This window comes from Streptomyces sp. TSRI0281, from assembly GCF_001905125.1.
Lineage (GTDB): Bacteria > Actinomycetota > Actinomycetes > Streptomycetales > Streptomycetaceae > Streptomyces.
In genome coordinates this window covers 73,725-99,930 of sequence record NZ_LWLE01000006.1, presented here as the reverse complement: position 1 = coordinate 99,930, position 26,206 = coordinate 73,725, and the positions used below count along the sequence as shown (strand labels likewise).

23 protein-coding genes and 3 pseudogenes are annotated in these 26,206 nt (G+C 72.4%); 14 read left to right on the top strand and 12 right to left on the bottom strand.

Annotation, left to right across the window (positions count from 1 at the left end):
• Positions 1–27: 27 nt before the first annotated feature.
• Entirely contained in the window at positions 28–837 is an 810-nt protein-coding gene (locus A6A29_RS13160) for an NAD-dependent epimerase/dehydratase family protein (RefSeq protein WP_073720246.1), read from the bottom strand.
• A gap of 272 nt (positions 838–1,109) precedes the next feature.
• Between A6A29_RS13160 and A6A29_RS13155 the strand changes: the two genes are divergently transcribed.
• Together A6A29_RS13155 and A6A29_RS13150 are read left to right on the top strand one after the other, a co-directional pair.
• Entirely contained in the window at positions 1,110–2,069 is a 960-nt protein-coding gene (locus A6A29_RS13155; protein WP_073720245.1) for a 5-dehydro-4-deoxyglucarate dehydratase, read from the top strand.
• Complete coding sequence (locus tag A6A29_RS13150; protein ID WP_073720244.1) at positions 2,066–3,244, top strand: hypothetical protein; 1,179 nt, start codon at positions 2,066–2,068, stop codon at positions 3,242–3,244. The genes A6A29_RS13155 and A6A29_RS13150 overlap by 4 nt, the downstream gene beginning before the upstream one ends.
• A gap of 26 nt (positions 3,245–3,270) precedes the next feature.
• On the opposite strand, the gene A6A29_RS13145 is transcribed toward A6A29_RS13150, so the two are convergent.
• Entirely contained in the window at positions 3,271–4,521 is a 1,251-nt protein-coding gene (locus tag A6A29_RS13145) for an MFS transporter (RefSeq protein WP_073720243.1), read from the bottom strand.
• Positions 4,522–4,665: 144 nt separating this feature from the next.
• On the opposite strand from A6A29_RS13145, the pseudogene A6A29_RS13140 reads away from it, so the two are divergent.
• Positions 4,666–4,850 (top strand): annotated as a pseudogene (locus A6A29_RS13140) (GntR family transcriptional regulator); the annotation flags it as partial.
• Positions 4,849–5,061, top strand: a pseudogene (locus A6A29_RS13135) (dihydroxy-acid dehydratase domain-containing protein); the annotation flags it as partial. The pseudogenes A6A29_RS13140 and A6A29_RS13135, both read left to right, overlap by 2 nt.
• Positions 5,062–5,108: 47 nt before the next feature.
• Here the strand turns inward: A6A29_RS13135 and A6A29_RS13130 are convergent.
• The 5 genes from A6A29_RS13130 to A6A29_RS13110 form a co-directional block, all read right to left on the bottom strand.
• Positions 5,109–6,560 carry a peptidoglycan D,D-transpeptidase FtsI family protein gene (locus A6A29_RS13130; protein WP_073720242.1) on the bottom strand — a complete coding sequence of 484 codons (1,452 nt, stop codon included), beginning with the start codon at positions 6,558–6,560 and terminating at the stop codon, positions 5,109–5,111.
• 92 nt (positions 6,561–6,652) lie between these two features.
• On the bottom strand, positions 6,653–7,312 hold the full coding sequence (locus A6A29_RS13125; RefSeq protein ID WP_073720241.1) for a response regulator transcription factor: 660 nt from the start codon (positions 7,310–7,312) through the stop codon (positions 6,653–6,655).
• Positions 7,309–8,646 carry a sensor histidine kinase gene (locus tag A6A29_RS13120; protein WP_073720240.1) on the bottom strand — a complete coding sequence of 446 codons (1,338 nt, stop codon included), beginning with the start codon at positions 8,644–8,646 and terminating at the stop codon, positions 7,309–7,311. Before A6A29_RS13120 ends, A6A29_RS13125 begins: the two co-directional genes overlap by 4 nt.
• Complete coding sequence (locus A6A29_RS13115) at positions 8,643–9,674, bottom strand: hypothetical protein (RefSeq protein WP_073720239.1); 1,032 nt, start codon at positions 9,672–9,674, stop codon at positions 8,643–8,645. Before A6A29_RS13115 ends, A6A29_RS13120 begins: the two co-directional genes overlap by 4 nt.
• A 238-nt stretch (positions 9,675–9,912) precedes the next feature.
• Positions 9,913–10,683, bottom strand: coding sequence for an IclR family transcriptional regulator (locus tag A6A29_RS13110; RefSeq protein WP_037691667.1), 771 nt, complete (start codon positions 10,681–10,683; stop codon positions 9,913–9,915).
• Positions 10,684–10,842: 159 nt separating this feature from the next.
• Between A6A29_RS13110 and A6A29_RS13105 the strand changes: the two genes are divergently transcribed.
• The 9 genes and pseudogenes from A6A29_RS13105 to A6A29_RS13070 all read left to right on the top strand — a co-directional run bounded on the left by A6A29_RS13105 (position 10,843) and on the right by A6A29_RS13070 (position 20,247).
• Positions 10,843–12,363 (top strand): aldehyde dehydrogenase (NADP(+)), encoded by a 1,521-nt coding sequence (locus A6A29_RS13105; protein WP_073720238.1) that lies wholly within the window; start codon positions 10,843–10,845, stop codon positions 12,361–12,363.
• On the top strand, positions 12,360–12,971 hold the full coding sequence (locus tag A6A29_RS13100; RefSeq protein WP_073720237.1) for a DUF1349 domain-containing protein: 612 nt from the start codon (positions 12,360–12,362) through the stop codon (positions 12,969–12,971). Before A6A29_RS13105 ends, A6A29_RS13100 begins: the two co-directional genes overlap by 4 nt.
• A gap of 284 nt (positions 12,972–13,255) precedes the next feature.
• Positions 13,256–14,551: a cytochrome P450 gene (locus A6A29_RS13095; protein ID WP_073720236.1), complete on the top strand. Its 1,296-nt coding sequence runs from the start codon at positions 13,256–13,258 to the stop codon at positions 14,549–14,551.
• 178 nt (positions 14,552–14,729) lie between these two features.
• Positions 14,730–16,610, top strand: coding sequence for a serine/threonine-protein kinase (locus A6A29_RS13090; RefSeq protein ID WP_073720235.1), 1,881 nt, complete (start codon positions 14,730–14,732; stop codon positions 16,608–16,610).
• A 46-nt stretch (positions 16,611–16,656) separates the two neighbouring features.
• A pseudogene (locus A6A29_RS43930) lies at positions 16,657–16,794 on the top strand (pectate lyase); the annotation flags it as partial.
• A gap of 82 nt (positions 16,795–16,876) precedes the next feature.
• The gene (locus tag A6A29_RS13085) at positions 16,877–17,374 is read left to right on the top strand and encodes a GNAT family N-acetyltransferase (RefSeq protein ID WP_073720234.1); all 498 of its coding nucleotides are present in this window, start codon (positions 16,877–16,879) and stop codon (positions 17,372–17,374) included.
• A gap of 183 nt (positions 17,375–17,557) precedes the next feature.
• A complete protein-coding gene (locus A6A29_RS13080) occupies positions 17,558–18,106 on the top strand; it encodes a hypothetical protein (protein ID WP_073720233.1) in 549 nt (182 codons plus the stop codon).
• Positions 18,107–18,382: 276 nt separating this feature from the next.
• Positions 18,383–19,099 (top strand): DsbA family oxidoreductase, encoded by a 717-nt coding sequence (locus tag A6A29_RS13075; protein WP_073720232.1) that lies wholly within the window; start codon positions 18,383–18,385, stop codon positions 19,097–19,099.
• A gap of 83 nt (positions 19,100–19,182) precedes the next feature.
• Positions 19,183–20,247 carry an aminotransferase class V-fold PLP-dependent enzyme gene (locus A6A29_RS13070; RefSeq protein WP_073720231.1) on the top strand — a complete coding sequence of 355 codons (1,065 nt, stop codon included), beginning with the start codon at positions 19,183–19,185 and terminating at the stop codon, positions 20,245–20,247.
• A 181-nt stretch (positions 20,248–20,428) separates the two neighbouring features.
• Here the strand turns inward: A6A29_RS13070 and A6A29_RS13065 are convergent, their stop codons facing one another.
• Positions 20,429–20,983: a MarR family winged helix-turn-helix transcriptional regulator gene (locus A6A29_RS13065; RefSeq protein WP_073720230.1), complete on the bottom strand. Its 555-nt coding sequence runs from the start codon at positions 20,981–20,983 to the stop codon at positions 20,429–20,431.
• 145 nt (positions 20,984–21,128) lie between these two features.
• Between A6A29_RS13065 and A6A29_RS13060 the strand changes: the two genes are divergently transcribed.
• On the top strand, positions 21,129–22,199 hold the full coding sequence (locus A6A29_RS13060) for an alkene reductase (RefSeq protein WP_073720229.1): 1,071 nt from the start codon (positions 21,129–21,131) through the stop codon (positions 22,197–22,199).
• A 58-nt stretch (positions 22,200–22,257) separates the two neighbouring features.
• On the opposite strand, the gene A6A29_RS13055 is transcribed toward A6A29_RS13060, so the two are convergent.
• The 4 genes from A6A29_RS13055 to ectB form a co-directional block, all read right to left on the bottom strand.
• Positions 22,258–23,289 (bottom strand): VOC family protein, encoded by a 1,032-nt coding sequence (locus A6A29_RS13055; RefSeq protein ID WP_073720228.1) that lies wholly within the window; start codon positions 23,287–23,289, stop codon positions 22,258–22,260.
• A gap of 107 nt (positions 23,290–23,396) precedes the next feature.
• On the bottom strand, positions 23,397–24,290 hold the full coding sequence (gene thpD, locus A6A29_RS13050; protein ID WP_073720227.1) for an ectoine hydroxylase: 894 nt from the start codon (positions 24,288–24,290) through the stop codon (positions 23,397–23,399).
• 3 nt (positions 24,291–24,293) lie between these two features.
• A complete protein-coding gene (locus A6A29_RS13045) occupies positions 24,294–24,692 on the bottom strand; it encodes an ectoine synthase (RefSeq protein WP_073720226.1) in 399 nt (132 codons plus the stop codon).
• Between the two features lie 82 nt (positions 24,693–24,774).
• Entirely contained in the window at positions 24,775–26,037 is a 1,263-nt protein-coding gene (ectB, locus tag A6A29_RS13040) for a diaminobutyrate--2-oxoglutarate transaminase (protein ID WP_073720225.1), read from the bottom strand.
• Positions 26,038–26,206 lie beyond the last annotated feature (169 nt).

Here is a 26,206-nt window from a genome sequence, read left to right as displayed (position 1 = left end):
CACCAGCGCCGGGCTGCCCGTGGAGGCTCAGCGCGGCCAGATCGGCGGGTCGGTCACGAAGTGGCCGCCCAGGTGCGCGTGCTCGGGATTGTCCGGGTCCAGTTCGCCGTGTTCGGCGATGAGCGCGGCGGCGTAGCTCTCCGAGTCGTCCTGCGGCTCGTACCCCAGCGACCTGGCCGTCGACAGGTCCCACCACAGGCGGGTGTTGTCGGAGGAGCCGTGGACGACGGTGTGTCCGACGCCCTCGGCGGTGAGCGCGGCGTGGAAGAGCCGGGCGCCGTCGCCGGGGCTCATCCAGACCGACAGCATCCGTACCGAGGACGGCCGGGCGAAGCAGGAGCCGATGCGCACGGAGACGGTCTCGATGCCGTGCCGGTCCCAGTAGAGCTGGGCCAGGTCCTCGCCGAAGGACTTGGAGAGGCCGTAGAAGGTGTCGGGGCGGCGGGTGATGCCGATCGGGATCAGCGGATCGCCGGGGGCCGGGGGCGGGGTGTAGCCGATGACGTGGTTGGAGGAGGCGAAGACGACGCGCCGTACGCCTTCCTCGCGGGCGGCCTCGTAGAGGTTGTACGTCCCCTCGATGTTGGCGCGCAGAATCTTGTCGAACGAGGCTTCCAGGGAGATGCCCGCGAGGTGGATGATCGCGTCGACGCCCCGTACGGCCGCGCGCAGCGCCTCCTTGTCGCCCAGGTCGGCGGTGATCGCGTCCGGTTCGCCCTCGACCGGGGCGACGTCGAAGAGACGGAGTTCGTAGCCGTACGCGGGCAGCAGTCCGCGCATCAGGGTGCCGAGGCCGCCGGCGGCGCCGGTGAGCAGGACGGTGCGGGGAGCGGGCATACGGGGATCTCCTCGGTGCGAGCGCATGAGTCGACTGCGCGACGCCTCAAAAACATGGATGACATTCACATGCGTGGACACGCTAGGAAGGAGTGGCGGGGCGCGTCAAGTGTCCCGCCGGGGCCGGTTCCCCGGTGCGGGGCGAGTGGTTCCGCTTGTGGCTGCGAGTTTCCTTCTTGACCTGCGCCGCACGGCTGCCTTAGCGTGGCGGCGTTCAGAAATATGGACAACGATCAGAATTGTGTACGCCTGAATCCGCTCAGGGAGCGCCCGTGACCTCAGCCCCCCTCGCCGCCCGGCTCACTCGTGTCGCCGGACCGCTCTTCTTCCCCGTCACCGCGTACGGGCCGGACGGCACCGTCGACCTCGACACCTTCCGCGCACATGTGCGCCGGGGCATCGACGCCGGAGCGGCCGCCGTCTTCGCCTGCTGCGGCACGGGCGAGTTCCATGCGCTGACCCAGGAGGAATTCCGCCTCGTCGTCGCCGCCGCGGTCGAGGAGACCGCCGGTCAGGTGCCCGTCGTCGCGGGCGCCGGATACGGCACGGCGCTCGCGATCCAGTACGCGAAGCTCGCCGAGGAGGCGGGGGCCGACGGGCTCCTCGCCATGCCCCCGTACCTCGTCGTCGCCGACCAGGAAGGGCTGTTGAGCCACTACGCGGCCCTCGCGGCGGCCACCTCGCTGGAGACGATCGTCTACCAGCGCGACAACGCGGTCTTCACCCCGCAGACCGTCGTCGCCCTCGTGCAGACGCCGGGAGTGATCGGGCTCAAGGACGGCTACGGCGACCTCGACCTGATGCAGCGGATCGTCAGCGCCGTACGCACGCAGTTGCCCGGTGAGGACTTCCTGTACTTCAACGGGCTGCCCACCGCCGAGCTGACCGGGCTCGCCTATCGCGGCATCGGCGTCACCCTCTACTCCTCCGCCGTCTTCGCCTTCGCCCCCGATATCGCCCTCGCCTTCTACCGGGCCCTGGACTCCGGCGACGACGGCCTGGTCAACGCGCTGCTCGACCGCTTCTACCGGCCGCTCGTGGAACTGCGCGGCAAGGGGCGCGGTTACGCCGTCTCGCTGGTCAAGGCGGCCGTGCGGCTCCAGGGCCTGGACGTCGGCGAAGTGCGCACCCCGCTCACCGAGCCGCCCGCCGCCCACATCAAGGACCTGGTGGAGATCATCGCGAGCGGTCGCGCGGTGCTGGAGGAGTACGCGGCGGGGGAGCGGGCGTGAAGACCTCCGCCTTCCTCTACCCGTGGGACGTCGTCGGGGACCCGGACGCCGCCGCGCGGATCGCGGACCTCGGCGTCCAGCAGGTGACGCTCGCCTCCGCGTACCACTCCACCCGGGCGCTCACCCCGCGCCATCCCGCGCACCGGATCGTCACCGCCCAGCACGCCGCGGTGCTCTACCCGCCGGAGGAGAACCGCTGGGCGGGCCGCGAACCGGCTCCCTACGGGCAGACCTGGATGGACCGGGACGACCCGTACGGGGATGCCGCCCGCGCCCTGACCGACGCCGGTCTCGACGTGCACAGCTGGGTCGTCCTCGCGCACAACTCCCGCCTGGGCGCCGAGCATCCGCACCACAGCGTCGTCAACGCCTACGGCGACCGCTACCCCTGGGCGCCCTGCATCGCCCGCCCCGCCGTCCGGGCCTATCTGGTGGACCTGGCCGCCGAGGCGGCCGCCCGGCCCGGGACGAGCGGCACCGAACTGGAGTCCTGCGGCTGGTACGGCTTCGCCCATCTGCACGCCCACGACAAGATCGCGGGCGTCGGACTCGGGGACGCGGCGCAGTACCTGATGTCGCTGTGCTTCTGCACCGCCTGTCAGGACGGCTACGGCACGCAGGGACTGGAGGCCGCGGAGTTGAGTGCCGCCGTGCGCCGCGCCCTGGAACCCGTCTGGGCCGGTTCCGGCTCCACCGAAGCCGGCTGGTCCGGTGTCGAGAAGCTCCTCGGCCCCGACCTCGCCGCGGCCACCCTCCGGTGGCGGACCCGGGCCGCCCGCTCCCTCCAGGAGTCCGCGGTCGCCGCGGTACGGGCGGCGGCCGGTCCGGACTTCCAGGTCCTGCTGCACGCCGACCCCGCCCCGTACCGCTCCGGCGCCAACGTCGGCGTCGACGCGGAACACATCCTCGCCGTGGCCGACGGCGTGGTGCTGCCCTGCGCCGGCGGCGACGCGGCGCGCGAGGCCGTGCTCGGGCCGTTCACCGGACGGTCCGGGGTGCTCGCCGCCAACTTCGGCGTGGTGAGCGGGATGGGCGGCAGCCCCGGCACGCTGGAGCGGGACGCGGCCCACGCCGCCTCCCTCGGCGCGAACCAACTGCGCCTGTACCACGCCGGGCTGGCCTCCGACCCGGACCTCAGGGCCGTCGCCGAAGCGCTGGCACGCATCGGGCGATGACGGGACCGGACCGGTGGGGGCGCCCGTCAGCCGCCCCCGCCGGTCCGTGCTCCGGCGTGCCGGTCCCCGTTCCGCCGTCCCCGGCCGCCCAGGACCAGGACCGCCGCCGCGAACAGCCCCGCCGCGCCCGTCAGCGACAGCAGCAGCCGGGTGTCCAGCACCGCGACCAGCCCGGCGCCGAGCGCCAGCGCCACCGCGTTGGGCGCCATCATCAGCGAGTTGGCGGTGGCCGCCGTCCGGCCGAGCACCGCGTCCGGTGTCTCCCGCTGCACCGCCGTCATCGCGGTGATCAGCACACACGGCAGCCCGAACCCGATCGCCGCCGCGGTCACCGGCCCCACCGCCTCGTACGGCAGCGCCCGCGCCGCCACCGCCGCCGCGAACAGGGCTGTCCCGGCCGCCGCGAACCTCCGCTCCCCCAGCCGCCGAAGCAGCGCCCCCGCCAGCAGCCCGACCGCCACCGAACCGGCGCCCTGCACCGCGTACAGCAGCCCGGCGTAGGCGGGGGGACGGCCCAGCACGTCATCGACGTAGGCGTAGGTCGCGGCCCCGTTCAGCCCGGCGAGCAGCATCGTCACCGACCCCGCGTACACCAGTGGCCGCAGCGTCGACGAATTTCGCAACTGCCGTGCGCCCGCCGCCAGTTCGCCCCACCAGGCCCCCTTCCCGGGCCGGAGCCCCACCCGTTCCCGCACCCGTTCGCGTACCGGCAGCCGCGCGAAGGCCAGGGCGGCCAGGGCGAAGGTCGCCGCGTCCAGCACCGCCACCGTCCCGCCGCCGAACCGGGCGTACAGACCCGCGCCCGCGAGCGGTGCGAGCAGCTTCATGCCCTCGCCGGCACTCATGCGCAGCCCGTTGAGATCGCCGAGCAGCCGTGTGTCCACCGACCGGGCGATCAGGGTCGCCTCCGCGGCGTCCACGAGCACCCCGCTCACCCCGTAGAGCACCAGAACCACGAAGACCAGCCAGATCCGCCCGGCCGAATCGACCAGCAGCAGAGGGGTCAGCAGACCCGCCATCGCGACGTTCACCCAGACCAGCAGCGGCTTCTCGGGCAGCCGGTCCGCCACCGCGCCGAGCGCGGGGCCGACCAGCACCGGCGCCCACATCGCGAACACGGTCAGCGCCGCCAACGAGTCCGAACCCGTCAGGGACTTGACCCAGATCCCGGCCGTGAGCCACAACGCCGAGGTCCCGAAACCGGAGACGACCACCCCCGCCAGATACCGCCCCGCCGTGCGATCCCGCAGCACCCTGCCCATCGCCGAACCCGCCATCGCGCTCTCCCCGCCTCCCTGACCTGCACATCTGTCACACGGGTCAGGGTGGTGACTAAGGAGGGGGCGGGGCATCGGGCAGATTCCCTAGAGCTTCCGCGGTGGACCGGGCCCCGGCACCCCACAACTTCATTTGTCAGAAGCGTGGCGATCAAGCACGCGATCCTCACGGCGCGGCTGAGACCAGGGCAGGCGCTCGTCGAGACCGAACTCGCCGCACAGTTCGGGGTGTCGAAGACCCCGTGCGCGAGGCGCTGAAGACGCTCGCCGGTACCGGGCTCGTCGTCAAGAGCCAGTACAAGGGCGTCACCGTGCGGCTCGTCGACGCGACGGGCCGGGCTCATCGGCGACTGCGAGACGGCCGAGCCGGAGAGCGGGCTCGCCCGTTCGCCCGGCCACTGCATGACCATGGGGACGGCCTCCACACTGACGGCCGCCGCCGAGGCGCTGGGTGTCACGGTGCCCGGTGCCTCGTCCATCCCGGCCGTCGACTCCGGCCACGACCGGACGGCGGCGCGGTCCGGGCTCCGGATCGTCGAACCGAAGCAGGTCCCCGGGGGTGGCACCGAGGCGGCCGGGCACGCCCGCTATCCCTTGAGCGCCGCCTTCATCATCTTCTGGGCGATGGGCGCCGCCAGCCCGTTGCCGCTGGTCTCCGAGCGGGAGGTGTCCGAGCTCTCGATCACCACGGCGACCGCCACCTCCTTGCCGGAGGAACGGTCCTTCGCGTACGAGGTGAACCAGGCGTACGGGGTGTTGCTGTTGTCCACGCCGTTCTGCGCGGTGCCCGTCTTGCCACCGACCTCGGCCCCGGCGATCCGGGCGTTGCTGCCGGTGCCCTCCTCGACGACGGTGACCATCGCGCTGCGCAGCTGCTTCGCCGTCGACTCCGAGACGACCCGCTCCGCCTCGCCGTCGCCGAAGTCCTCCAGCGTCTCGCCGTCCGCGTCCGTCACCTTGGAGACCATGTGCGGTGCGGCCAGCTCACCGCCGTTGGCGAGGGTCGCCGAGACCATGGCCATCTGCAGCGGGGTCGCGGTGACCTCGAACTGGCCGATGCCCGTCAGCGCCGTCTGCGCCTTGTCCATGCCGGACGGGTACACGCTCGGCGAGGCCCGCACAGGGACGTCCAGCTTCTCGGTGTCGAAGCCGAACTTGTCCGCCATGGCCTTCAGCTTGTCCTGGCCGAGATCGGCGGCGACCTTCGCGAACACGTTGTTGCAGGAGTACTGGAGCGCGGTGCGCAGCGTGGCGTTCTCGCACGGGGCGGAGGCGCTCTCGTTGCGCAGCACCGTCGAGGTGCCCGGCAGCGTGTACGGGTCGGGGCTGTCGGTCCGCTCGTCGACCGAGCCGTAGAGCCCGTTCTCCAGCGCCGCCGACGCCACCACCAGCTTGAAGGTCGAACCGGGTGCCAGCGGCTGCCGCAGCGCCCGGTTGACCAGCGGCTTGTCCTTGTCGGTGAGCAGCTGCTTCCAGGGGTCGCCGTCCGTCGTGCCGCTGATCGCCGAGGGGTCGTACGAGGGAGTGGAGACCATGCCCAGGATCTGCCCGGTCTTCGGGTCGATGGCCACGGCCGCGCCCTTGTCGTCGCCCAGCGCCTCGTAGGCGGCCTTCTGGACGTCCGGGTCGATGGTCGTCAGCACACTGCCCGGCGCGGCCTGCTCGCCGGTGAGCAGACCGGCCGGGTTCTTCAGCCGGTCGTCCGTGCCGTCGAGGACGTCGCCGTAGATGCCTTCGAGCTGGGTGGCCCCGTACGCCTGCGAGCTGTAGCCGGTCACGGCCGCGTAGAGATCGCCCTGCGTGTAGGTGCGTTTGTACTGGAGATCGCCACCCGTCGTCCTCTTCGATCCGGTGACCGGGGAACCGGCCACGACGATGTCACCGAGCGGCTGCGCGTACTGCGCGATGGTGTTCCGCCGGTTGTGCTTGTCGTCCGCGAGCGCCCGTGCCTCGTACGCCTGCACCCAGGTCGCCCGCACCAGCAGGGCGAGAACCATCAGCAGACAGAAGACCGAAGCGCGCCTGATTGTCTTGTTCATCCCGCTGGAGGGACGAGCGGGGCGGCGTCCGGCGTTCCCGGCTGTGCCCCTTCTCACCGTTTTCTCAGGCGCCGGACCGGCCGGGCGGGGGCTCAGCCGGGGGTGATGAACCCGGATTCGTACGCCACGATCACCGCGTGCGTACGGTGCCGGGCGCCGGTCTTCGCCAGGACCGCCGCCACATGGGTCTTCGCCGTCGCCGCGCCCACTCCGAGCCGCCCCGCGATCTCCGCGTTGGTCAGGCCCGCCGCCATCAGCCGCAGCACCTCCGCCTCCCGCTCGGTCAGCCGCGCCACCCAGTCCGGGGGCGCCGGCGCCCGCGGTTCCCCGTACGCCGCCGCCAGATTGCGTACGGCGGACGGGTACAGCAGGAACTCGCTGCGGGCGACCAGCCGCACCGCCTGGACGAGTTCCCCGGCCGCGGCCCGCTTCAGCAGGAAGCCCGCGGCCCCGGCGCGCAGCGCCTCGTACACGTACGAGTCGTTCTCGAAGGTCGTCACGACCACGATCCGCGGTGGTCCGTCGACGGTGGCCAGGATCCGCTCGGTGGCCCGGATGCCGTCGGTCTCCGGCATCCGGACGTCCATCAGCACGACGTCGGGGCGCAGCGAGCGCACCACGGAGAGCGCCTCGGCCCCGGTGGCCGCCTCGCCGACGACCTCCAGACCGGGTTCGGCGTCCAGGATCACGCGCAGCGCCGTACGGACCATGCGCTCGTCGTCGGCGATGACGATCCGGATGACGTCGCTCATCGCTCCGTCCGCCCGGCGGCGTCCAGGGGCAGCCGGGCGGTCAGCCGCCAGGTGCCGCCGTGGGGACCGGCCTCGGTGCGGCCTCCCAGCAGCACGGCCCGTTCGGCGATGCCGCGCAGCCCGCGGCCGCCGCCGGGCCGCAGCGCCGGGGGCCGTCCGGACAGCGGGTTCTCCATCGTGATCTCCAGCTCCTCTTCGCGGACCGCGATCCGCAGCTCCACCGGCGCCCCGCCCGCGCCGTGCCGCAGGGCGTTGCTGAGCCCCTCCTGCACGATCCGGTACGCCTCTCCCGACACGGCCCCCGTGACCGTGCCGGGCTCGCCCAGCGCCTCGTACGCCACCGGAACCCCGCAGCGCGCCAGCAGCCCGTCCAGCGCGTCCAGCCCGGGTCCCGGACCCGGTTCTTGCCTCGGTCCCCGTCCCAGTCCCTGCTCCGGTCCCAGTCCCTGCCCCGGTCCCGGTCCCTGGTCCTGCGGGACGCCGTCCGGGCCGTTCGCCGGTTCGTCGTTCTGTCTCAACAGGCCGAGCATGGAGTCCAGTTCACCGACCGTGCGCCGGGTGGTCTCCTCGATCGCGGCCAGCGCCTCCCGGACGAACTCCGGATCGTCGGCCAGGACCCGGCGGGCCGCGCCCGCCTGGAGGGTCACCGCGCTCAGGGCGTGGCCGACCGAATCGTGCAGTTCCCGGGCGAGCCGGTTGCGCAGCGCCAGAGCGGCCGCCCGGCGCTCGGCGGCGGCCAGCCGGTCGTCGGGCGTCGGCCCCAGCAGCACCGGCGCCCGGCGGGCCAGCAGCTCTCCGGCCGCCGCCGCGCACAGGGCCGGCGCGGAGAGCAGCGCGAGCCCGGCGAGCGGGGTGAGGGCCACGATCCAGGGCCGGTCCAGCGCCGGTGGCAGCCCCAGCAGCGCGGAATCCCGCAGCGCCGCGGAGAACGGCAGCCCCATCACACCCACCGCGAACGGGGTCAGGGCCAGCGTCATGCCGCTGACGACACCGCCCAGCGCCAGGTGCAGGGTGTACCAGCCCGCGGCCCTGACCCTGGCCTGCCGGGACCGGGCCGGGCCCTCGGCCAGCCGCTCGGCCGGAATGCCGCACAGCGCACGGGCCGCGGCCACCGAAAGGGGCCGTACGAGCGGGAAGAGGCCGGTGACCGCGGCCATCGGCAGGGCGTACGCGAACGCGGTGAACTGGCCGGTGAGGGACGAGAAGACCCCGTCGCCCCCACCGGAGGCGCCGACGAGGACCATGCCGACCAGGAAGTACGGCATCAGCAGCGCGCCGCCGATGATCAGATGCAGCCACCGCAGCCGGGCCCGGCGCCCGAACAGCGGGGTCACGCGCGGGCGGCGGGCAACGGCCGGGCCTCCGCCGCGTTTCGCTCGGCGAGGAAGTACGCGCCCAGGGTGAGGACCAGCATCCCGACCAGCATCTGCACAGCGTAGATGAGGCCCATCGCCGGGGTCGGCCGGTCCCCGATGCCGTCGACCCCGCCCAGCGAGGCGATGCTCATCCAGCCGCCCCAGCAGGCCACCGCCCCGGAACCGCCCCAGGCCAGGGCGAGCGGCACGGTGAGGGGGAGCCGTCCGCCGAGCCGGAAAGCGAGCATCAGGGCCCCGGTGGCCGCGGTGACGGCGAAGAGCGTGTCGACCGCCTGAAGGACGTAGAAGTCGCTGGTGCGTTCCGCGATCCGGCCCTCGTTGAGCCCCGCGGTCGAACCGGTGGCCCAGAGCAGATGCATGGTGCCCGGTACGAGGGCGAGCAGCGAGGCCGCGACCGCGGCGAGGCGCAGGACGGGCGTGGTGGGGCTGTCCCGCAGGTCGCGCACGGTGCCCTGCCACAGATGTCCCCAGCGGTCCCCGGCGTGGAGCACGAACAGGGAGCCGAGGGCGAGTCCCTGGACGATGAAGCCCGTGTAGACGACGCCGAACACCCACTCGTCCAGGAACGGGCGGGCGGCGCCCGCCGAGCCGTCCGTATCGCCGCCGAGCAGTCTGACCAGCATCTGGAGGGGGAAGCCCGTCATGATCGGCAGGAGCAGCCCGGTCGCCACCCAGACCGGCAGGACCAGCGGCCAGGCGGGCACCCGGTGCCCCCGGGGCCGGGTGAGCAGCACGGCGAGGACGACGACCGCGCCGTCCATCAGCGCCGACACACCATTGGCGAGGATCATCGTGGTGCGGTGGTCGAGCAGGGTGCTGTGGTCCGGGATGCCGAGCCGACTACCCGCTATCCAGGCGGACTTGAGGGCGATGTAGGGCAGGCAGGCCGCGATGGCGAGCGTACGGAGCACGGCGCGGGCGCGGCCGGTGCGGGGCGCGGGCGCCGGCGGCGCCGCGGTGCGGGAGGTACGCGGTGTGCGTGTCATGGCGGCCACGTTTCCGTGCGGCCCGCTTCCGCACGTCGTGCGCGGCGACGATCCGTCTCCGCCGTACGGCGGAGACGCCCTCACCCGCCGGGCGCCACTCGGCACCGGTGCCAGGACCCGGACCGGCACCGGGGCCGGGGCCGCCGGGTCGGACATCCGTGCGTGGAGCGGCGGCAGTTCGCCGCCCCGCGATCCCGCGCGGGAGGTTCGCCGTCCCGTCTCGGGTGCGGGAGGTCCGTCAGAGCCGGCGGGTGGCGAGCGTGAGCCGGTCGCGGGCGTCGAACAGGGCGTCCTTGACCATCTGCTCGTGCGCGGGAGTGAGCCGGGCGACCGGCACCGAGCAGCTGATCGCGTCGCGCGCGGGCGTCCGGTAGGGGATCGCGACACCGAAGCAGCGCAGGCCGAGGGTGTTCTCCTCGCGGTCCACCGCGTACCCCTGCTCGCGGATGAGGTGCAGCTCCTCGATCAGCTTCTCGCGGTCCGTGAGGGTGTGCTCGGTCAGCGCGGGCAGCGTCTCGGGCAGCATCTTGCGGACCTGCTCGTCGCTGTGGGTGGCCAGCAGCGCCTTGCCGAGCGACGTGGAGTGGGCGGGCAGCCGACGGCCGACCCGGGTGAACGGGCGCAGATAGTGCTGGGACTGCCGGGTGGCGAGGTACACCACGTTCGTCCCGTCGAGGCGGGCCAGGTGGATGGTCTCCGTGGTGTCGTCGGAGAGCCGGTCCAGGGTGGGGCGGGCGGCGGCCACGACCTCGTCGCCGTCGATGTACGACGTACCGACGAGCAGGGCGCGCACCCCGATGCCGTACCGGGTGCCCGTCGCGTCGGTCTCCACCCAGCCCAGTTCCACCAGTGTGCGCAGCAGCATGTAGAGGCTGGACTTCGGGTAGCCGACGGCCTCCTGGACGGCGGCGAGCGAGTGCATCCCGGGGCGCCCCGCGAAGTATTCGAGCAGCTCCACCGTCCGTACCGCGGACTTGACCTGTGCCCCACCAGACTCGGCAACCGACATCGCCCTACGCCCCTTTCCAGCCCTCACGCCAAAATCCTGCGACTTCTTGCCAACACGGAACGCACGGAAATAGAGTCCCAGCACATTCACGATCAGGAACGCTGTTCAGAATACCGAACAACGCCGTGAAGCGTGGCAGCGGACCGGGAAGGAAACACGGTGGCAGCAGCACCAGTCTGGAGCGTCGACCCCCGAACCGGGAACCCGCGTGAGCAGGTTGCGGTGGAGGCTACAGCGGAGGAGGTCGACCGGGCGGTCCGGGCGGCCCACGCCGTACGCGACGCCCTCGCCGACCGGACCGTACGTGCCGCGTTCCTGCGCACCGCGGCAGATCTGCTCGCCGAGGCGGGGGAGCACGTCATCGAGGCCGCCGACGCGGAGACCGCGCTCGGCCCGGCCCGGCTCACCGGCGAACTCGCCCGCACCGCAGCACAGTTGCGGGCCTTCGCGGAGGTCGTCGACGAGGGCGCCTACCTCGACATCCACATCGACCACGAGGACGGGACCAGGACCCCGCCCTGGCCGGACCTGCGCCGCTACAAGATCCCGCTCGGCGTCGTCGCCGTCTACGCGGCCAGCAACTTCCCGCTCGCCTTCTCCGTCCCCGGCGGCGACACCGCGAGCGCGCTCGCGGCCGGCTGCCCGGTCGTCGTCAAGGCGCACCCCGACCACCCCGCGACCTCCGAGCTGTGCGCCTCCGTGATCCGCCGCGCCGCGGCCCGGGTCGGGCTGCCCGAGGACGTACTGATCCTGGTGCACGGCTTCGGGGCGGGCATCGAGCTGATCAAGCACCCGCTGGTGAGCGCGGCGGGCTTCACCGGCTCGGTACGCGGCGGACGGGCCCTGTTCGACGCGGCCGCCGCCCGGCCCGCCCCCATCCCCTTCCACGGTGAACTCGGCTCCCTCAACCCCGTCGTCGTCACCGAGGCCGCCGCCGCCGAGCGCGGCGAGCAGATCGGTGCCGGCCTCGGCGCCTCGATGACCATGGGCGCCGGGCAGTTCTGCACCAAGCCCGGCTTCGTCCTGGCCCCCGAGGGCGAGGCCGGGGACCGGCTGCTGAAGGCCCTCACCGAGACCGTCAGCGACACCGACGCCGGAGTGATGCTCGACCACCGGATGCGGGACGCGTTCCTGGCGGGCGTCGGCGAACGGGCCGCGCTCGCCGATGTGGAAGCCCCCGTCACCCCCGGCGCGGGCGGCGAACACACCGTGTCCGCGGGCTTCCTGACCGTACCGGCCCACCGGCTGGCCGCCGAGGGCCCGCACGACGCGCTCCTGGAGGAGTGCTTCGGCCCGGTCACCGTCATCGCGCGGTACGCGTCCGAGGACGAGATCACCGCGGTGCTCTCCCGGCTCCCGGGCAACCTGACCGCCACCCTCCAGATCTCCGCGGAGGAGGCCGACGGCGGCGCGGCGGACCTGCTCGCCGCCCTCACCCCGCTCGCCGGACGCGTCCTCGTCAACGGCTGGCCGACCGGCGTCGCCGTCGCCCCCGCCCAGCACCACGGCGGCCCCTACCCGGCCTCCACCTCCACCTCCACCTCCGTCGGCACCACCGCCGTCGAACGCTGGCTGCGCCCGGTCAGCTACCAGAACACCCCCGCCGCCCTGCTGCCACCGGAACTGCGCGAGGACAATCCGCTGGGCCTGCCCCGCCGCCTGGACGGACGACGCGCATGACGACACACCTCCCCGAAATCCCCTTCCCGCTACGGGCGTTCGGCCCCGAGGGCCGCTGGGCCTACGCGGACGGCGTGCTGACCGGACGGGCCGGTGCCCGGCAGGACCGCTTCGTACCACCGGGCGGCGACGACCTGACATCCGCCACCGACGCGCCGCGCCTGCTCGGTGCGGTCCCGGACGGGGACTTCCAACTGCTTGCCCGTGTACGGGTCGGCTTCGACGCCGCCTTCGACGCGGGGGTGCTCTATCTGCACGTCGGCGAACAGGAGTGGGCCAAGCTCTGCCTGGAGCTCTCCCCGCACACCCCGACGATCTGCACCGTGGTCACCCGCGGGCACTCCGACGACGCCAACTCCTTCGTCGTGGAGGAGGACCACTGCTGGCTGCGGCTCAGCCGCACCGGCGGCGCCTTCGCCTTCCACGCCTCGGCCGACGGCGAGACCTGGACCTTCGTCCGTACCTTCACCCTCGGCACCCCCGAGGAGCGGGCTTCCGCGCTCGCCGGATTCCTGGTGCAGTCACCCACCGGGGAGGGATGCGGCGCGGTCTTCGACCGGATCACCTTCCGGGCCGAGGGGCTGACCGACCCGCGCGACGGCCGCTGAGACGCCGCCGTCCCCCGCACGCGCCCACGGAGTCCGGCCGCCCCGCTCTCCGTCAACTGCCCGGCCCCGCTCACCACATGAGCGGGGCCGGAGCGGTTCACCGGTCATGGACCCTCGCTCGCCGCCCCGTGATCCGTGGCACGTCCGGCCCCGCAGTGCCGTTCCGGCGGCCCCCATGGGGACGCCCACTCACCGGTCCGGCAGGATTTCCCCTCCCGCCCCCTTCTCGTAACCGGCATCGGCACCCGGCCCTGTTCGTCCCACCTCACAGATGCGAGCACAGCATGTCCGTACGTTCCGCGATGACGACCTGGCTCACGCGCCGCTACCTCGCCCGCCTCCGGTCGAAGGGCACCTCCCTCGACCTCTCCGCCCTCTCGAAGCTCCCCGACGCCGCGCTGCTGCCGCTGCGCCGCGAGGGCCTCGACCCCGTCCCCGAACTCGGCGCGCTGCGCGACCGCGAACCGGTCAGCCGACTGCCGATACCGGGCATGACGGTCTGGCTGGTCTCCGGGTACGAGGAGGCCAAGCAGGTCCTCGGCGACGCCCGCGCCTTCAGCAACGACTTCGCCCACCTCGTCGGCCGCACCGGTGTCGCCGAGAACCACCAGCCGGGTGGCCTGGGCTTCTGCGACCCGCCGGACCACACCCGCCTGCGGCGCCTGCTCACCCCCGAGTTCACGATGCGCCGCCTGGGCCGCCTCACCCCCCGTATCCACGCGATCGTCGAGGAGAGCCTGGGCGGACTGGCCAAGGCCGCGGACGCCGAGGGCCGGGTCGATCTCGTCGAGCACTTCGCGTTCCCGGTCCCGGCGCTGGTCATCTGCGAACTGCTCGGCGTCCCCTACGAGGAGCGGGAGGCGTTCCAGCAGTTCTCGGTGGCCCGCTTCGATGTGCTCGGCGGCGTCGGCGCGTCCTTCGGGGCCATCTCCCGGTCCCGTGACTATCTGCACGGCGTGGTCGAACAGCAGCGGCGCTACCCCGGTGACGGTCTGCTCGGCATGCTCATCCGCGAACACGGCGACAGCGTCACCGACGAGGAACTCACCGGCCTCGCCGACGGCGTCCTCACCGGCGGCCTGGAAACGACCGCGAGCATGCTCGCCCTCGGCACGCTGATCATGCTCCAGGACCGCGAGCACTTCACCGCTCTCCGTGACGCGGAGGACCCGGCCGCCGTCGCGGCCCCCTTCGTCGACGAACTCCTGCGTCATCTCACGGTCGTCCAGACGGCCTTTCCGCGCTTCGCCCGCGAGGACCTGCAACTGGGCGGCGTCCGCATCTCCGGCGGCGACATCGTCATCGTCTCGCTCAGCGCCGCCGACCGCGACCCGCGTCTGGGGCCCGCGATGGACTCCTTCGACCCGTCGCGCCCGCCCGCCTCCTCCCACTTGGCCTTCGGCCACGGCATCCACCGCTGCATCGGCGCGGAGCTGGGCCGGATGGAACTCCGGGCCGCCTTCCCCCAACTCGTCTCGAACTTCCCCCGGTTGAGCCTCGCCGTGCCACCGGCGGAGCTGGAGTTCCGGAAGCTGTCCATCGTGTACGGAGTGGACGCGCTCCCGGTGTATCTGGACTGACCGCCCGTCAGTCCGGCCGTCGCCGGATCCTTGGATAAGGTGCCACCCGACAGCGCGGGCCCGTACGGCGGCCCAGCGGCGGTTCGTCCAGGGATCCATCCAGGAATCCACCCAGGAATCCACCCAGGAATCCATCCGGGATCCCGTGCAGAGTTCCATACGGGGAGACGTGAGTTCGATGAGTGGTCAGCAGCCGGAACGGGGCAGTTCCCCACAGGTCTTCCAGCCGCTCGCGGGGGACGATCCGGTCACCATCGCCGGATACCGGCTGGCCGCCAGGCTCGGCGCGGGCGGCATGGGCAAGGTGTACCTCTCGTACACCCCCGGCGGGCGGCCCGTGGCCATCAAGGTGATCCGTCCCGAATTCGGGGAGGACCCCGAGTTCCGCCGCCGGTTCGCCCAGGAAGTGCAGTCCGCGCAGCGGGTGCAGGGCCTGTTCACCGCGCCCGTCATCGACGCCGACACCGACGGCGCGCAGCCCTGGCTGGCCACCGCGTACGTGCCGGGCCCCTCGCTCGCCGACGCGGTCGTCGCGCACGGCGCACTGCCGGTCGAGGCGGTGCTGCTGCTGATCGCGGGCATGGCCGAGGCGCTGCACGTCATCCACGGAGCGGGCATCGTGCACCGCGACCTCAAACCCTCCAACGTGCTGCTCGCCGCCGACGGGCCCCGCGTCATCGACTTCGGCATCGCGTACGCCGCCGACGCCACCTCGCTCACCGGCAGCGGCGTCACCATCGGCACCCCCTCGTTCATGGCCCCGGAACAGGCCGCGGGGCAACGGGTGACGGCGGCCACCGACGTCTTCGCGCTCGGCCAGGTCGCGGCGTACGCGGCGACGGGCAGGCCGGCGTTCGGGGAGGGGACCTCGCACGGGGTGCTCTACCGGATCGTCCACGAGGAGCCCGATCTCAGCGGGGTCCCGGAGCGGCTGACGGAACTGGTCACCCGGTGCCTCGCCAAGGACCCGGCGGCCCGGCCCTCGGTCGCCGAGGTCATCGGGCTCTGCCAGTCCGCGAACGCGGAGACGGTGCTGCGCCGCCCCGAGGACTGGCTGCCGGTCCCGGTCGCCGCCGACATCACCGGACGGGCGGCGGCCCCGGCCCCGGTCCAGACACCCCCGCCCCCGGCCACCGCCCCGCCGGCCGCCTACTCGCCGACGGCACCCGTGGCCGCCGCGCCCCAGGGCTACGGCCCGCCCGCGACGCAGCACCCGCATCAGCCCACACAGCCCGCTCAGCCCCAGCAGTACCGCACGCCGGCGCAGGCACAGGCCCACGCCCCCACACAGTTCCCGGCCCAGGCGCCCGCGCAGGCCCATGCCCACGCCCCGACCCAGTTCCCGGCGCACGCGCAGACGTACCCCGGTCAGCCCGGCCCGCCCGCCTACCCGGGGCAGCCCACCTACCCGGGGCAGCCCCTGTACCCGGGTCAGCCGGGCCACCCCGGTCACCCGGCGGCCGGTCCCGCGAAGAGCACGGGCAAACGGAACGCGGCCATCGCCATCGCCGCCGCGCTGGTCCTCGCCATCGTGGGCAGCTCGGCGTACGACATGCTCAAGGGCAAGGACGACGACACCGCACAGGGCGGCGGCTCGTCACAGGGCGAGCGCAGTGGCGGCGGGAGCGGGACGGCCGACCGGAAGCCGGACGCCAAGCGGGACCCGAAGCCCTCCGTCCACAAGGGCATCAACCTCACCGCGGGCTATCACCTGACGCTCGGGGACGACGCCCTCCGGCCGCAGCAGGGCGAGGACGGCGGGTACGAGCTCTCGTACGACACCGGCGGCTACCTCGACGCGGAGAGCACGGAGGGGCATCTGGCCCTGCTCGATCCGGGGCAGCCGGGATCGCTCGCCGCCTGCCGCGCGGAGACCCGGTTCAGCCAGACCGTCTACGTGGACAAACTCTCCAAGGGGCGCCAGCTCTGCGTCACCGGAACGGGACACCTGGGCCTCGTGACCGTCCAGGGCTTCTCGGCCGAGGAATCGCCCAGTACGTACCTGACGCTGGACGTGACCGTCTGGCGCAACGGCGCGGACGTCGGCTCCGGCAGCTGAGCACCCGCACCGCTCGGGCGTGGCGACGTACCCGGACACCGGCGGCGGCAACGTCCTCGGCGGCGCCGCCACCGCGATCTCGCGGACCGGCTCCTTCACCACCCCGCCGTACAGCTACACCGCCGAGCCCGCGTCGGCCGTCGCCGCGTCGGTGACGTCGGGAGCGGGAGCCGGAAAGCTCTAGCAGCGCCCTGAACGGCGAAAAGGGGGCGCGCGGTTTCCGGTCCGGCGCAACCCGCGGGCCGGACCCGCGCGTCCCCCTCTTCATGATCAGAGAAGCGACCCCCGCCGACATCGACGCCATCGTCCTGCTGCACACCGAGGCCCGCGCCACGTACTACCGCGGCCACCTCCCCGCCGAGGAGTACCAAGGGGCCGACGAGGTCGCCCGCAGCCGCGACGGCTGGTCGCGCGCCGTCGAACGCCCCGACGCCACCGTCCTGTGCGCGGAACGGGACGGCGCCCTGGCCGGGATCGCCGCCTACGCCGTACGCGACGGCATCATGAACCTCACCCAGCTCCATGTCGCCCCCTCCCAGTGGCGTACGGGCCTAGGCACCGCCCTGCACTCCGCCTGCACCGACGCATGGCGCGGCGCCGGGGTGACGGCCGCCCGGCTGGAGGTCTTCGCCCCCAACACCAGGGCCCAGTCCTTCTACGCCCGCCACGGCTGGACCCCGGACCCGGACGCCCCGCACGCCGGGAGCCACCTCGTCCTGCGCCTCCTCCTGCGGGACGGGGATGCCCGGCCCGGGGATCAGTAGGCCGCCGCGAACATGACCGGCCGGTCCCCACCGAATCCGGGGAATGCCGGTCATGTGCACGCCGGGCGCGGACAGGTCCGCTGTCTCACAGGCGTGTCTCAACTCACGTGCACACTGAACCACTTCAGGGTCGGATTCGTGATTACCAGTGACACATTTACGCCGCACCTCCTGAGGGAATTCATGACGCGCAGATGGGCGCTTATCACCACGATCACCGTATTGACCGTCGCGCTGGCCTTCGTCGTCGTCCAACTGGTGCGCGGCCCGGACTCCGGGAAGGAACAGGCCGTGAAGGAACAGCCCGGGGCGAAACCGGCCGCGTCGAACCCGGCCGAGTCGAACCCGGCCGACGACAAGGGGGACGGCGACGGCTCCATCCCGGCCGGATACCTCGGCACCTGGTCGGGCGCCATCGACAACGCCGCGGGCCGCTCCACCCGGGAGCTCGTCATCCAGCAGGGCACCGTCGGCCGGACCGTCCTCAGTCTCACCGCGGACGGACCGCTCGACAACGGCGGCTCGTACCACTGTGTCTTCCAGGCGATCCTGACCGCGGAACCGTCCCCGGGCGGACCCGTCGAGGTCGGCCCCTCCACGGTCGCCGTCGGTGAACCCATGTCGTCCTGCACCGCGGGCCCGCCCACCACGCTCACCCTGCTCCCGGACGGCTCCCTGCGTCGCGAGAACGCGGACAGCGGCGAGCAGCTCACGTACACCAAGTCCGGCTGAGCAGCCCAGGTGACAAGTGCCGATCCGCCGCTGCCGCGCGGGAGGCGCCGGTTTCGGCACCCGGGCCGCAGATCTCTTCTCCTGGTCCCGTGCGGTGGTCGGCTCCCGTCACGTGCGGGACGGTGAAGGGGGAGCGAAACGGACCCCCCCTCGACCTGCGCCCGTCCTGTGTGACGGGGATGTCCCGCTCGGGAATCAGCAGGTCCCCTTCCGTTGTTCGACCTGTGTGCGGAGGAGCCCTCCGTACCACCCGAGACCCTGGAGAGCGGAAGAGTCATGCGCGTCGAGATCTGGAGCGACATCGCCTGCCCGTGGTGCTACATCGGCAAGGCCCGTTTCGAGAAGGGCCTGGCGGAGTTCGCCCACCGCGACGAGGTCGAGGTGGTGCACCGTTCCTTCGAGCTCGACCCGGGCCGGGCCAAGGGCGACACCGCGCTGGTGATCGACATGCTGGCGCAGAAGTACGGCCGCACCCGTGCGGAGGCCGCGTCCATGGAGGCCAATGTCGCGGCCAACGCGCAGGCCGAAGGGCTGGGCTACCGCACCGAGGGACGCGACCACGGCAACACCTTCGACATCCACCGGCTGCTGCACCTGGCCAAGGCGCGCGGCCGTCAGGACGCGCTGCTGACCCTCGCCTACCGGGCGAACTTCGCCGAGGAGCGCTCCGTCTTCGACGACGACGAGCTGGTCCGGCTCGCCGTCGAGGCCGGGCTGGACGGCGAGGAGGCCCGCGCGGTGCTCGCCGACCCCGAGGCGTACGCGGACGACGTCCGGGCCGACGAGCGCGAGGCGTCCGAGCTGGGCGCCAACGCCGTGCCGTTCTTCGTGCTCGACCGGCGCTACGGGATCTCCGGCGGCCAGCCGTCCGAGGTCTTCCTCAAGGCGCTGGAACAGGCGTGGAAGGACCGTCCGGCCACCGCGCTGACCGCGATCGGCGAGGACGGGGCCGCCTGTGACCCGGACGGCGCCTGCGAGGTCCCGCAGACCTGAGCCCCATTCCATAAGAATCGCTTGGGTATGCCCCTTGAATCCTGGCAATTGACTATGACTTAAGGGGCCTTCAGGCTTGGGCCATGGAGATCACTTCGCTCAGCCTCAGCCAGGCGGCGGCCACCGAGTTCGCGCCGGAGACCACGTACCTCAACAGCGCCACCAGCGGACTGCTGCCCCGCCGCACCGTTCGGGCCGTCAAGGCGCTCGCGGACCACAACGCGTCCGGCCGAGGGGCGGGCGCGGGCAGCTTCGAAGCGGTGGAGGCCGCCCGGAGCGCATTCGCCGGGCTGGCCGGTGTCGGCCCCGACCGGGTCGCCACCGGCGGCTCGGTCACCGTCCATGTCGGGCTGATCGCAGCCTCGCTGCCCCCGGGCGCCGAAGTGCTCGTCCCCGAGGGCGAGTTCAGCTCGGTGGTCAGCCCGTTCGCGCTCCGCGGCGACCTGCGGATGCGGTACGTCCCGCTCGCGGACCTCGCCGACGCGGTGCGACCGGAGACCGCGCTCGTCGCCTTCTCCTCCGTACAGTCCGCCGACGGCAGGGTCGCCGACCTGGCCGCCGTCCGGGCGGCCGCCGCCTCGTACGGTGCCCGGACACTGGTGGACGCCACCCAGTCGGCGGGCTGGTTCCCGTTGGACGCCGGGGCGTACGACTACACCGTCACCGGCGGTTTCAAGTTCCTGCTCTGCCCGCGGGGCGCGTCGTTCCTCACCGTGACCGAGGAGGCGCAGGCGTCCCTGCCGCCCGTGTTCGTCGGCTGGGTGGCCGCCGAGGACCCCTGGAACAGCACCTACGGCCCGATCGAGCGGCTCGCCCCCTCCGCCCGCCGATTCGACGAACCGCCCGCCTTCCTCGCGTACCACGGGGCCGAGCACTCCCTGGCCCTGCTGGCTGAGGTCGGCACCGATGCCCTGTACGCCCACGCCACCGGGCTCGCGGCCCGGTTCCGCGAGGGCCTGGCGGGGATCGGCCACAAGGCGGTTCCCGGTGAATCGGCCATCGTCGCCGTGCCCGGGCTCGGCGCCCGTGAACCCGATCTGGCCAGGGCCGGAGTCATGGTCTCGGCTCGGGCGGGCAATCTGCGGGCGGCCTTCCACCTCTACAACACCGAGGCGGACGTGGACCGGGCGCTGGACGCCCTGTCCTGAGCGGGGGAGAGGAGGGGAGTACGGACGGTCCTGGCCCGAGCCGGCGGAACGGGGACGTCGTGGTTCCCGCCGACGGAGCGGGGGCGTCCTGGTCCGGGCCGGCGAAGTGCGTGGCGGCTCGGGCGGGCTCGGGTGGGCGCGGCGCGAGCGTGAGTACGGGTACGGGTACGGGGCTTCGGGCTCAGGCGAGTCCGGGGCAGCCCTCGGCCTCCGCGCAGAGATTCGCCTCGACCCTGGCCAGCAGCCGGGCCAGCTCCGCACGCTCCTCCGGGCCGAGGCCCGCCAGGGTGTGCTCCTCCAGATTCGTCCACGCCGCCTCCACCGAGGTGCGCAGGGCGCAGCTGTCGTCCGTGGCCTCGACGAGGACCGCCCGCCGGTCGGCCGGGTCGGGGCGGCGGCGCACATGCCCGGTCTGTTCGAGGCGCTGGAGCATCTTGGTGACCGTGGAGGGGTCGAGGTCCAGCGCCTTGATCAGCTCCGACTGCCGGACCGCACCCGCGTCCCACAGGTGCATCATCAGGAATTCCTGACCGGGGTAGAGGTCCAGCCCCTTGAGCAGCTTGCCCGCCGTGATCCGGTGCAGCCGGGCGATCCGTGAGACGGCATGGCTCAGGGGGCCGCCGCGCGCCGCGCTCGGCAGCGCGTCCGTACAGGGGGCGGTGTCGGCGGCATCGGCAGCAACGCCGGTTCCGGGGGTCGCGGTGGTGTCGGCCGGGCCGGCGTGGGCGGTCTTCATCAGGGGCTCCTCGGGGCGGGGCTACGGCGAGTCCGATGATGCCCCGGCAGCGTCTCCCAACTTTACCTTGGTCGGCCAAGTAATGCGCTACAGTGACGAACGGCGCGAATGCTTGGCCGACCACATATATTCTCCGGGAGCTCCCATGACCACCGCGTTCGACCCGATCGACCTCTCCGGTACGCAGCTCGCCAACCGCATCGTCATGGCACCGATGACCCGCAGCCGGGCCGGCGCGGGCGGCACGGCCACCGCCGACACCGCCGAGTACTACGCCCAGCGCGCCTCGGCCGGGCTGATCATCACCGAGGGCATCCAGCCGTCGGTGGTGGGCCAGGGCTACTCCGACACCCCCGGTCTGCACAGCGCCGAGCAGATCGCCTCCTGGCGCAAGGTCACCGACGCCGTGCACGCCCGGGGCGGCCGGATCTTCGCCCAGCTCATGCACACCGGACGGATCGGCCACCCGGTCCTGCTGCCGGACGGGCTGGTGCCGGTGGGTGCCTCCCCGGTCAGGGCGGAGGGCAACGCCTTCACCCACGAGGGGCCGAAGGAGTTCGTGGAGCCGCGCGAACTGACCCGCGACGAGGTCCGCGCGACCGTCGCGGACTTCGCCACCGCCGCCCGCAACGCCGTCGAGGCGGGCTTCGACGGGGTGGAGGTGCACGGTGCCAACGGATATCTCATCCACCAGTTCCTGGCGCCCAACACCAATCTGCGCGAGGACGAGTGGGGCGGCTCGGACGAGGCCCGCATCCGCTTCGCCGTCGCCGTCGTGGAGGCGGTCGCCGCGGAGATCGGCGCGGAGCGCACCGGGCTGCGCATCTCACCCGGAAACCCGTACAACGGCATCGACGAGCCCGCCCCGGAAGCCGCCTACACCGCCCTGGCCGCGGCGATCGACCCGCTGGGACTCGCCTATCTGCACGTCCTGGAAGCGGTGGAGATCCGTGAGCTGACGCTCGCGCTGCGCAAGCGGTACACCGGTACGCTGATCATCAACGTCCTGTCGGACGGGCCGACCGGGCCCGACCACCACACGGTGGTCGACGACGGGATCGCGGACCTCATCTCCTACGGACTGCTCTTCCTCGCCAACCCGGACCTGCCGGCCAGGCTGCGCGCGGGCGGCCCGTTCAACGTCCCGGACCCCGGCACGCTCTACGGCGGCGGGGCCGAGGGGTACACCGACTACCCGGCGCTGGACACGGTCTGAGGACCGGCCGCGCACGCCGAACCGGGGCCGGCCCGGTCCGGCGCCGGATCTCCCACCGTCAGGCGCCGGCCGCCGGGTCCGAGCCCAGCGGCGCACCGTGCCACTTCCAGGAGGTGCGGCGCGGCCGGCCCGGCAGCTCGGTGCGGCCCGTGGACCACAGCAGGGCCGTCCACCGGTCCTCGTCCGACGGAGCCTCGGGGAACAGCCGGGCCAGCACCCGGTCGCACAGGGCGGCGGGCGGCGCCCAGGAGATGCCCAGTCCCTCGGCGATGTCATGGGTGTGGACCAGGGTCTCCACGATGCCCATCGCGGCGAACCCCTCCGGGTCGGAGACGCCGTGCGAGTGGTACGAGCGGACCTCGGGCGGGGTCGTCCGCACCATCGCGGCCAGCAGGGCGCCGCTCGCCTCCAGCGTCTGCAGCAGCCCGGCAGCACCGGCCGCGCGGTCCGCGAAGACCGCGTTCGCCGGGCCGCCCGCGCGCTCGGCGGCCCACCGGTAGGGGACCTCGCCGTTTAGCGGCGGTGTGCGCGGGCCCAACTGGACCGCGTACGCGAAGAGATCGTCGCTCAGATGCTCCACCGTCTCCCAGCAGTCCCACTCCAGGGTCCCTGCGGGCACCTGCCAGCCGTCCGCCGGGGCCGTGCCCAGCGCGTCCACCGACAGCCGTACCGCCGTGGTCACATCGTCCGCGGTGACCGGCAGCCGGGTTCCGGTCAGTGCCGCTCGCTCGGCGGCGCTGCACTCCACACAGAACTCGTTGCCCTCCGGGTCCGCGAGCGTCGCCCAGCCCCGGCCGTTCGGCTTGCGGTGATCGCCGACCATCGTGGCGCCCAGCGCCAGCAGCCGCTCGACCTCCTCGTCACGGGAGCGGTCGTGCGGCTGGATGTCGACGTGCAGACGGTTCTTGGTGCTCTTCGGCTCGGGCACCGTGATGAACAGCAGCGCGGCACCGGGGGCCTCGACGAGCGCCTCGGGATCACCGGGGACGTCGTCGTCGGAGAGGGGCGAGCCGAGCACTTCGGACCAGAAACCGGCCAGCTTGTACGCGTCGGCGCAGTCGATGGTGAGGTGACGTACGTGTGAGGTCATGGGCCATACCTTCGCCGTTGACCGGGCCCCGGTCCAGCCGGTTATGGCAGTGTGGGGGGGGCGGGGCGGGACACCACCCCGCCCCCCCACCGGCCCCGCTCCCGGCGCTACTTCACCGGGGTGAAGTCCCGCGCCCCGATGAACTCCGGGCGGCGGACCGGAGCCGCGAAGGGCTCCTCGGCGGCGTTCTCCACGCTGTTGAACACGATGAAGACATTGCTGCGCGGGTACGGGGTGATGTTGTCGCCCGAGCCGTGCATGCAGTTGCAGTCGAACCAGGTCGCCGAACCGGCCCGCCCCGTGAAGAGCTTGATGCCGTGCCGGTCGGCCATCTTCGTCAGCGCCTCGTCGGACGGGGTGCCGGCGTCCTGCATCTGCAAGGACTTCTTGTAGTTGTCCTCCGGCGTCTCGCCCGCACAGCCGAGGAACGACTTGTGCGAGCCGGGCATGATCATCAGCCCGCCGTTGGTGTCGAAGTTCTCGGTCAGGGCGATCGAGACGGACACGGCCCGCATGTTCGGCAGACCGTCCTCGGCGTGCCAGGTCTCGAAGTCCGAGTGCCAGTAGAAGCCCGAAGCCCCGAAGCCCGGCTTGACGTTGATCCGCGACTGATGGACGTACACGTCCGAGCCGAGGATCTGGCGGGCCCGGCCCACCACCCGCTCGTCGCTCACCAGCCGGGCGAAGACCTCACTGAGCCTGTGGACCTCGAAGACGGACCGTACGTCCTGCGACTTCGGCTCGATGATCGAGCGCTCGTCGGCGCGTACCGCCGGATCGGCGATCAGCCGGGTCAGTTCGGCGTGGCAGACGGCGACCTCGTCCGGCGTGATCAGCTGGTCGACGGTGAGGAAGCCGTCGCGTTCGAACCCCTGGAGGTCCTTCACGGCGACCGGCCCCGGTGCGCCGGGCGCGGACCAGATGACCGGGTCCTGGCGGGGAGTGGTCATCTCGGCGGCGCCGCGCGAGGGGTACAGGTCGGCGCGTACATCGGTGGTCATGGTTCAGCCCTCCTCGGTCAACAGTGGGTAGACACCGTTCTCGTCGTGGTCCTCCCGTCCGGTGACGGGAGGATTGAAGACGCACACACAGCGGAAGTCGGTCCTGGGCCGCAGCGTGTGGTGCTCGTGCCCGTCCAGCAGATACATCGTGCCGGGCGAGATCCAGTGCTTCTCGCCGGTCTCGTCGTTGGTGAGCTCGGCCTCGCCCTCGGTGCAGAGCACCGCCTCGATGTGGTTCGCGTACCACATCGAGGTCTCCGTGCCCGCGTAGAGCACGGTTTCGTGGAGCGAGAAGCCCACCTTCTCCTTGGCGAGCACGATGCGCTTGCTCTCCCAGGTGCCGGATGCGGCCTTCACATGCCGGTCGGTGTTCTCGATGTCACTGAACGATCGGACGATCACGGTGAGTCGGTGCCTTTCTCTCTACAACTTCTCTGTGCGGTGGGAGTTACTTTTCGTACCGCCTGCCCCAGGGGTAATGGGGTCAGGCCGTCTCGCGGACGCAGCGGGCCAGCGTGCGCAGGCCCTCGTCCAGCTCTTCGGGGGTGATGGTCAGTGGCGGCAGCAGCTTGACGACCTCGCTCTGCGGGCCCGAGGTCTCCAGCAGGAGCCCCAGCTCGAAGGCGCGGGCGCAGACGGCCGAGGCGCGCGCCGGGTCGGCGAACTCCATGCCCCAGACCAGGCCGCGGCCGCGGAACTGCGCGGTCGGCTCCTCCGCGCAGATGGCCAGCAGCGACTGCACCACCTGCTCGCCGCGGGTCTGCGTCTGCTTCTCCATCTGGCCGTCGGCCCAGTAGGCGTCGAGCGCGGCGGCGGCGGTGACGAACGCCGGGTTGTTGCCGCGGAAGGTGCCGTTGTGCTCGCCCGGCTCCCAGATGTCCAGCTCCGGCTTGAACAGGCAGAGCGACATGGGCATGCCGTAGCCGCTGATGGACTTCGACAGGGTGACGATGTCCGGCACGATGCCGGCCTCCTCGAAGGAGAAGAAGCCACCGGTACGGCCGCAGCCCATCTGGATGTCGTCGACGATCAGCAGCATGTCCTGGCGGTGGCACAGCTCCTGGAGCGCGCGCAGCCACTCGGCGCGGGCGACATTGATGCCCCCCTCGCCCTGGACGGTCTCCACGATCACGGCGGCGGGCTTGTTGAGCCCGGAGCCCTGGTCCTCCAGCAGCCGCTCGAACCAGAGGAAGTCGGGGACCGTGCCGTCGAAGTAGTTGTCGAACGGCATCGGCGTGCCGTGCACCAGCGGGATGCCCGCGCCGGCCCGCTTGAAGGCGTTGCCGGTCACGGCGAGCGAGCCGAGCGACATGCCGTGGAAGGCGTTGGTGAACGAGACGACGGACTCGCGGCCCTTGACCTTGCGGGCCAGCTTGAGCGCCGACTCGACGGCGTTGGTGCCGGTCGGGCCGGGGAACATCACCTTGTACGGGAGGTCGCGCGGCCGCAGGATCACGTTCTGGAAGGTCTCCAGGAACGCGCGCTTCGCGGTGGTCGCCATGTCCAGGCCGTGGGTGATCCCGTCGCGCTCGATGTAGTCGATCAGCGCGCGTTTCAGCACCGGGTTGTTGTGGCCGTAGTTGAGCGATCCGGCACCGGCGAAGAAGTCGAGGTACGAGTGGCCGTCCTCGTCGGTCAGCCGGGCGCCCTGCGCGCGGTCGAACACCGCGGGCCAGCCGCGGCAGTAGCTCCGTACCTCCGACTCCAGGGTCTCGAAGACACTCAGGGCGGGCGGGGTGATGGTCACAGCGGGTCTCCTGGTCGAGAAGGGTGCGACGGGTGGCTGTGAAGCCTGCTTCCGGCGTGGAAGCGTGGTCCGGGACGCGCCGGGGGGTCGGTCCGGCGCGGACGATCGTGGCGTCGACGCGGTGTCGGTCGGGCCGCGTCGGCGGGTCGGTGGGGCAGCTCCGGTTCCT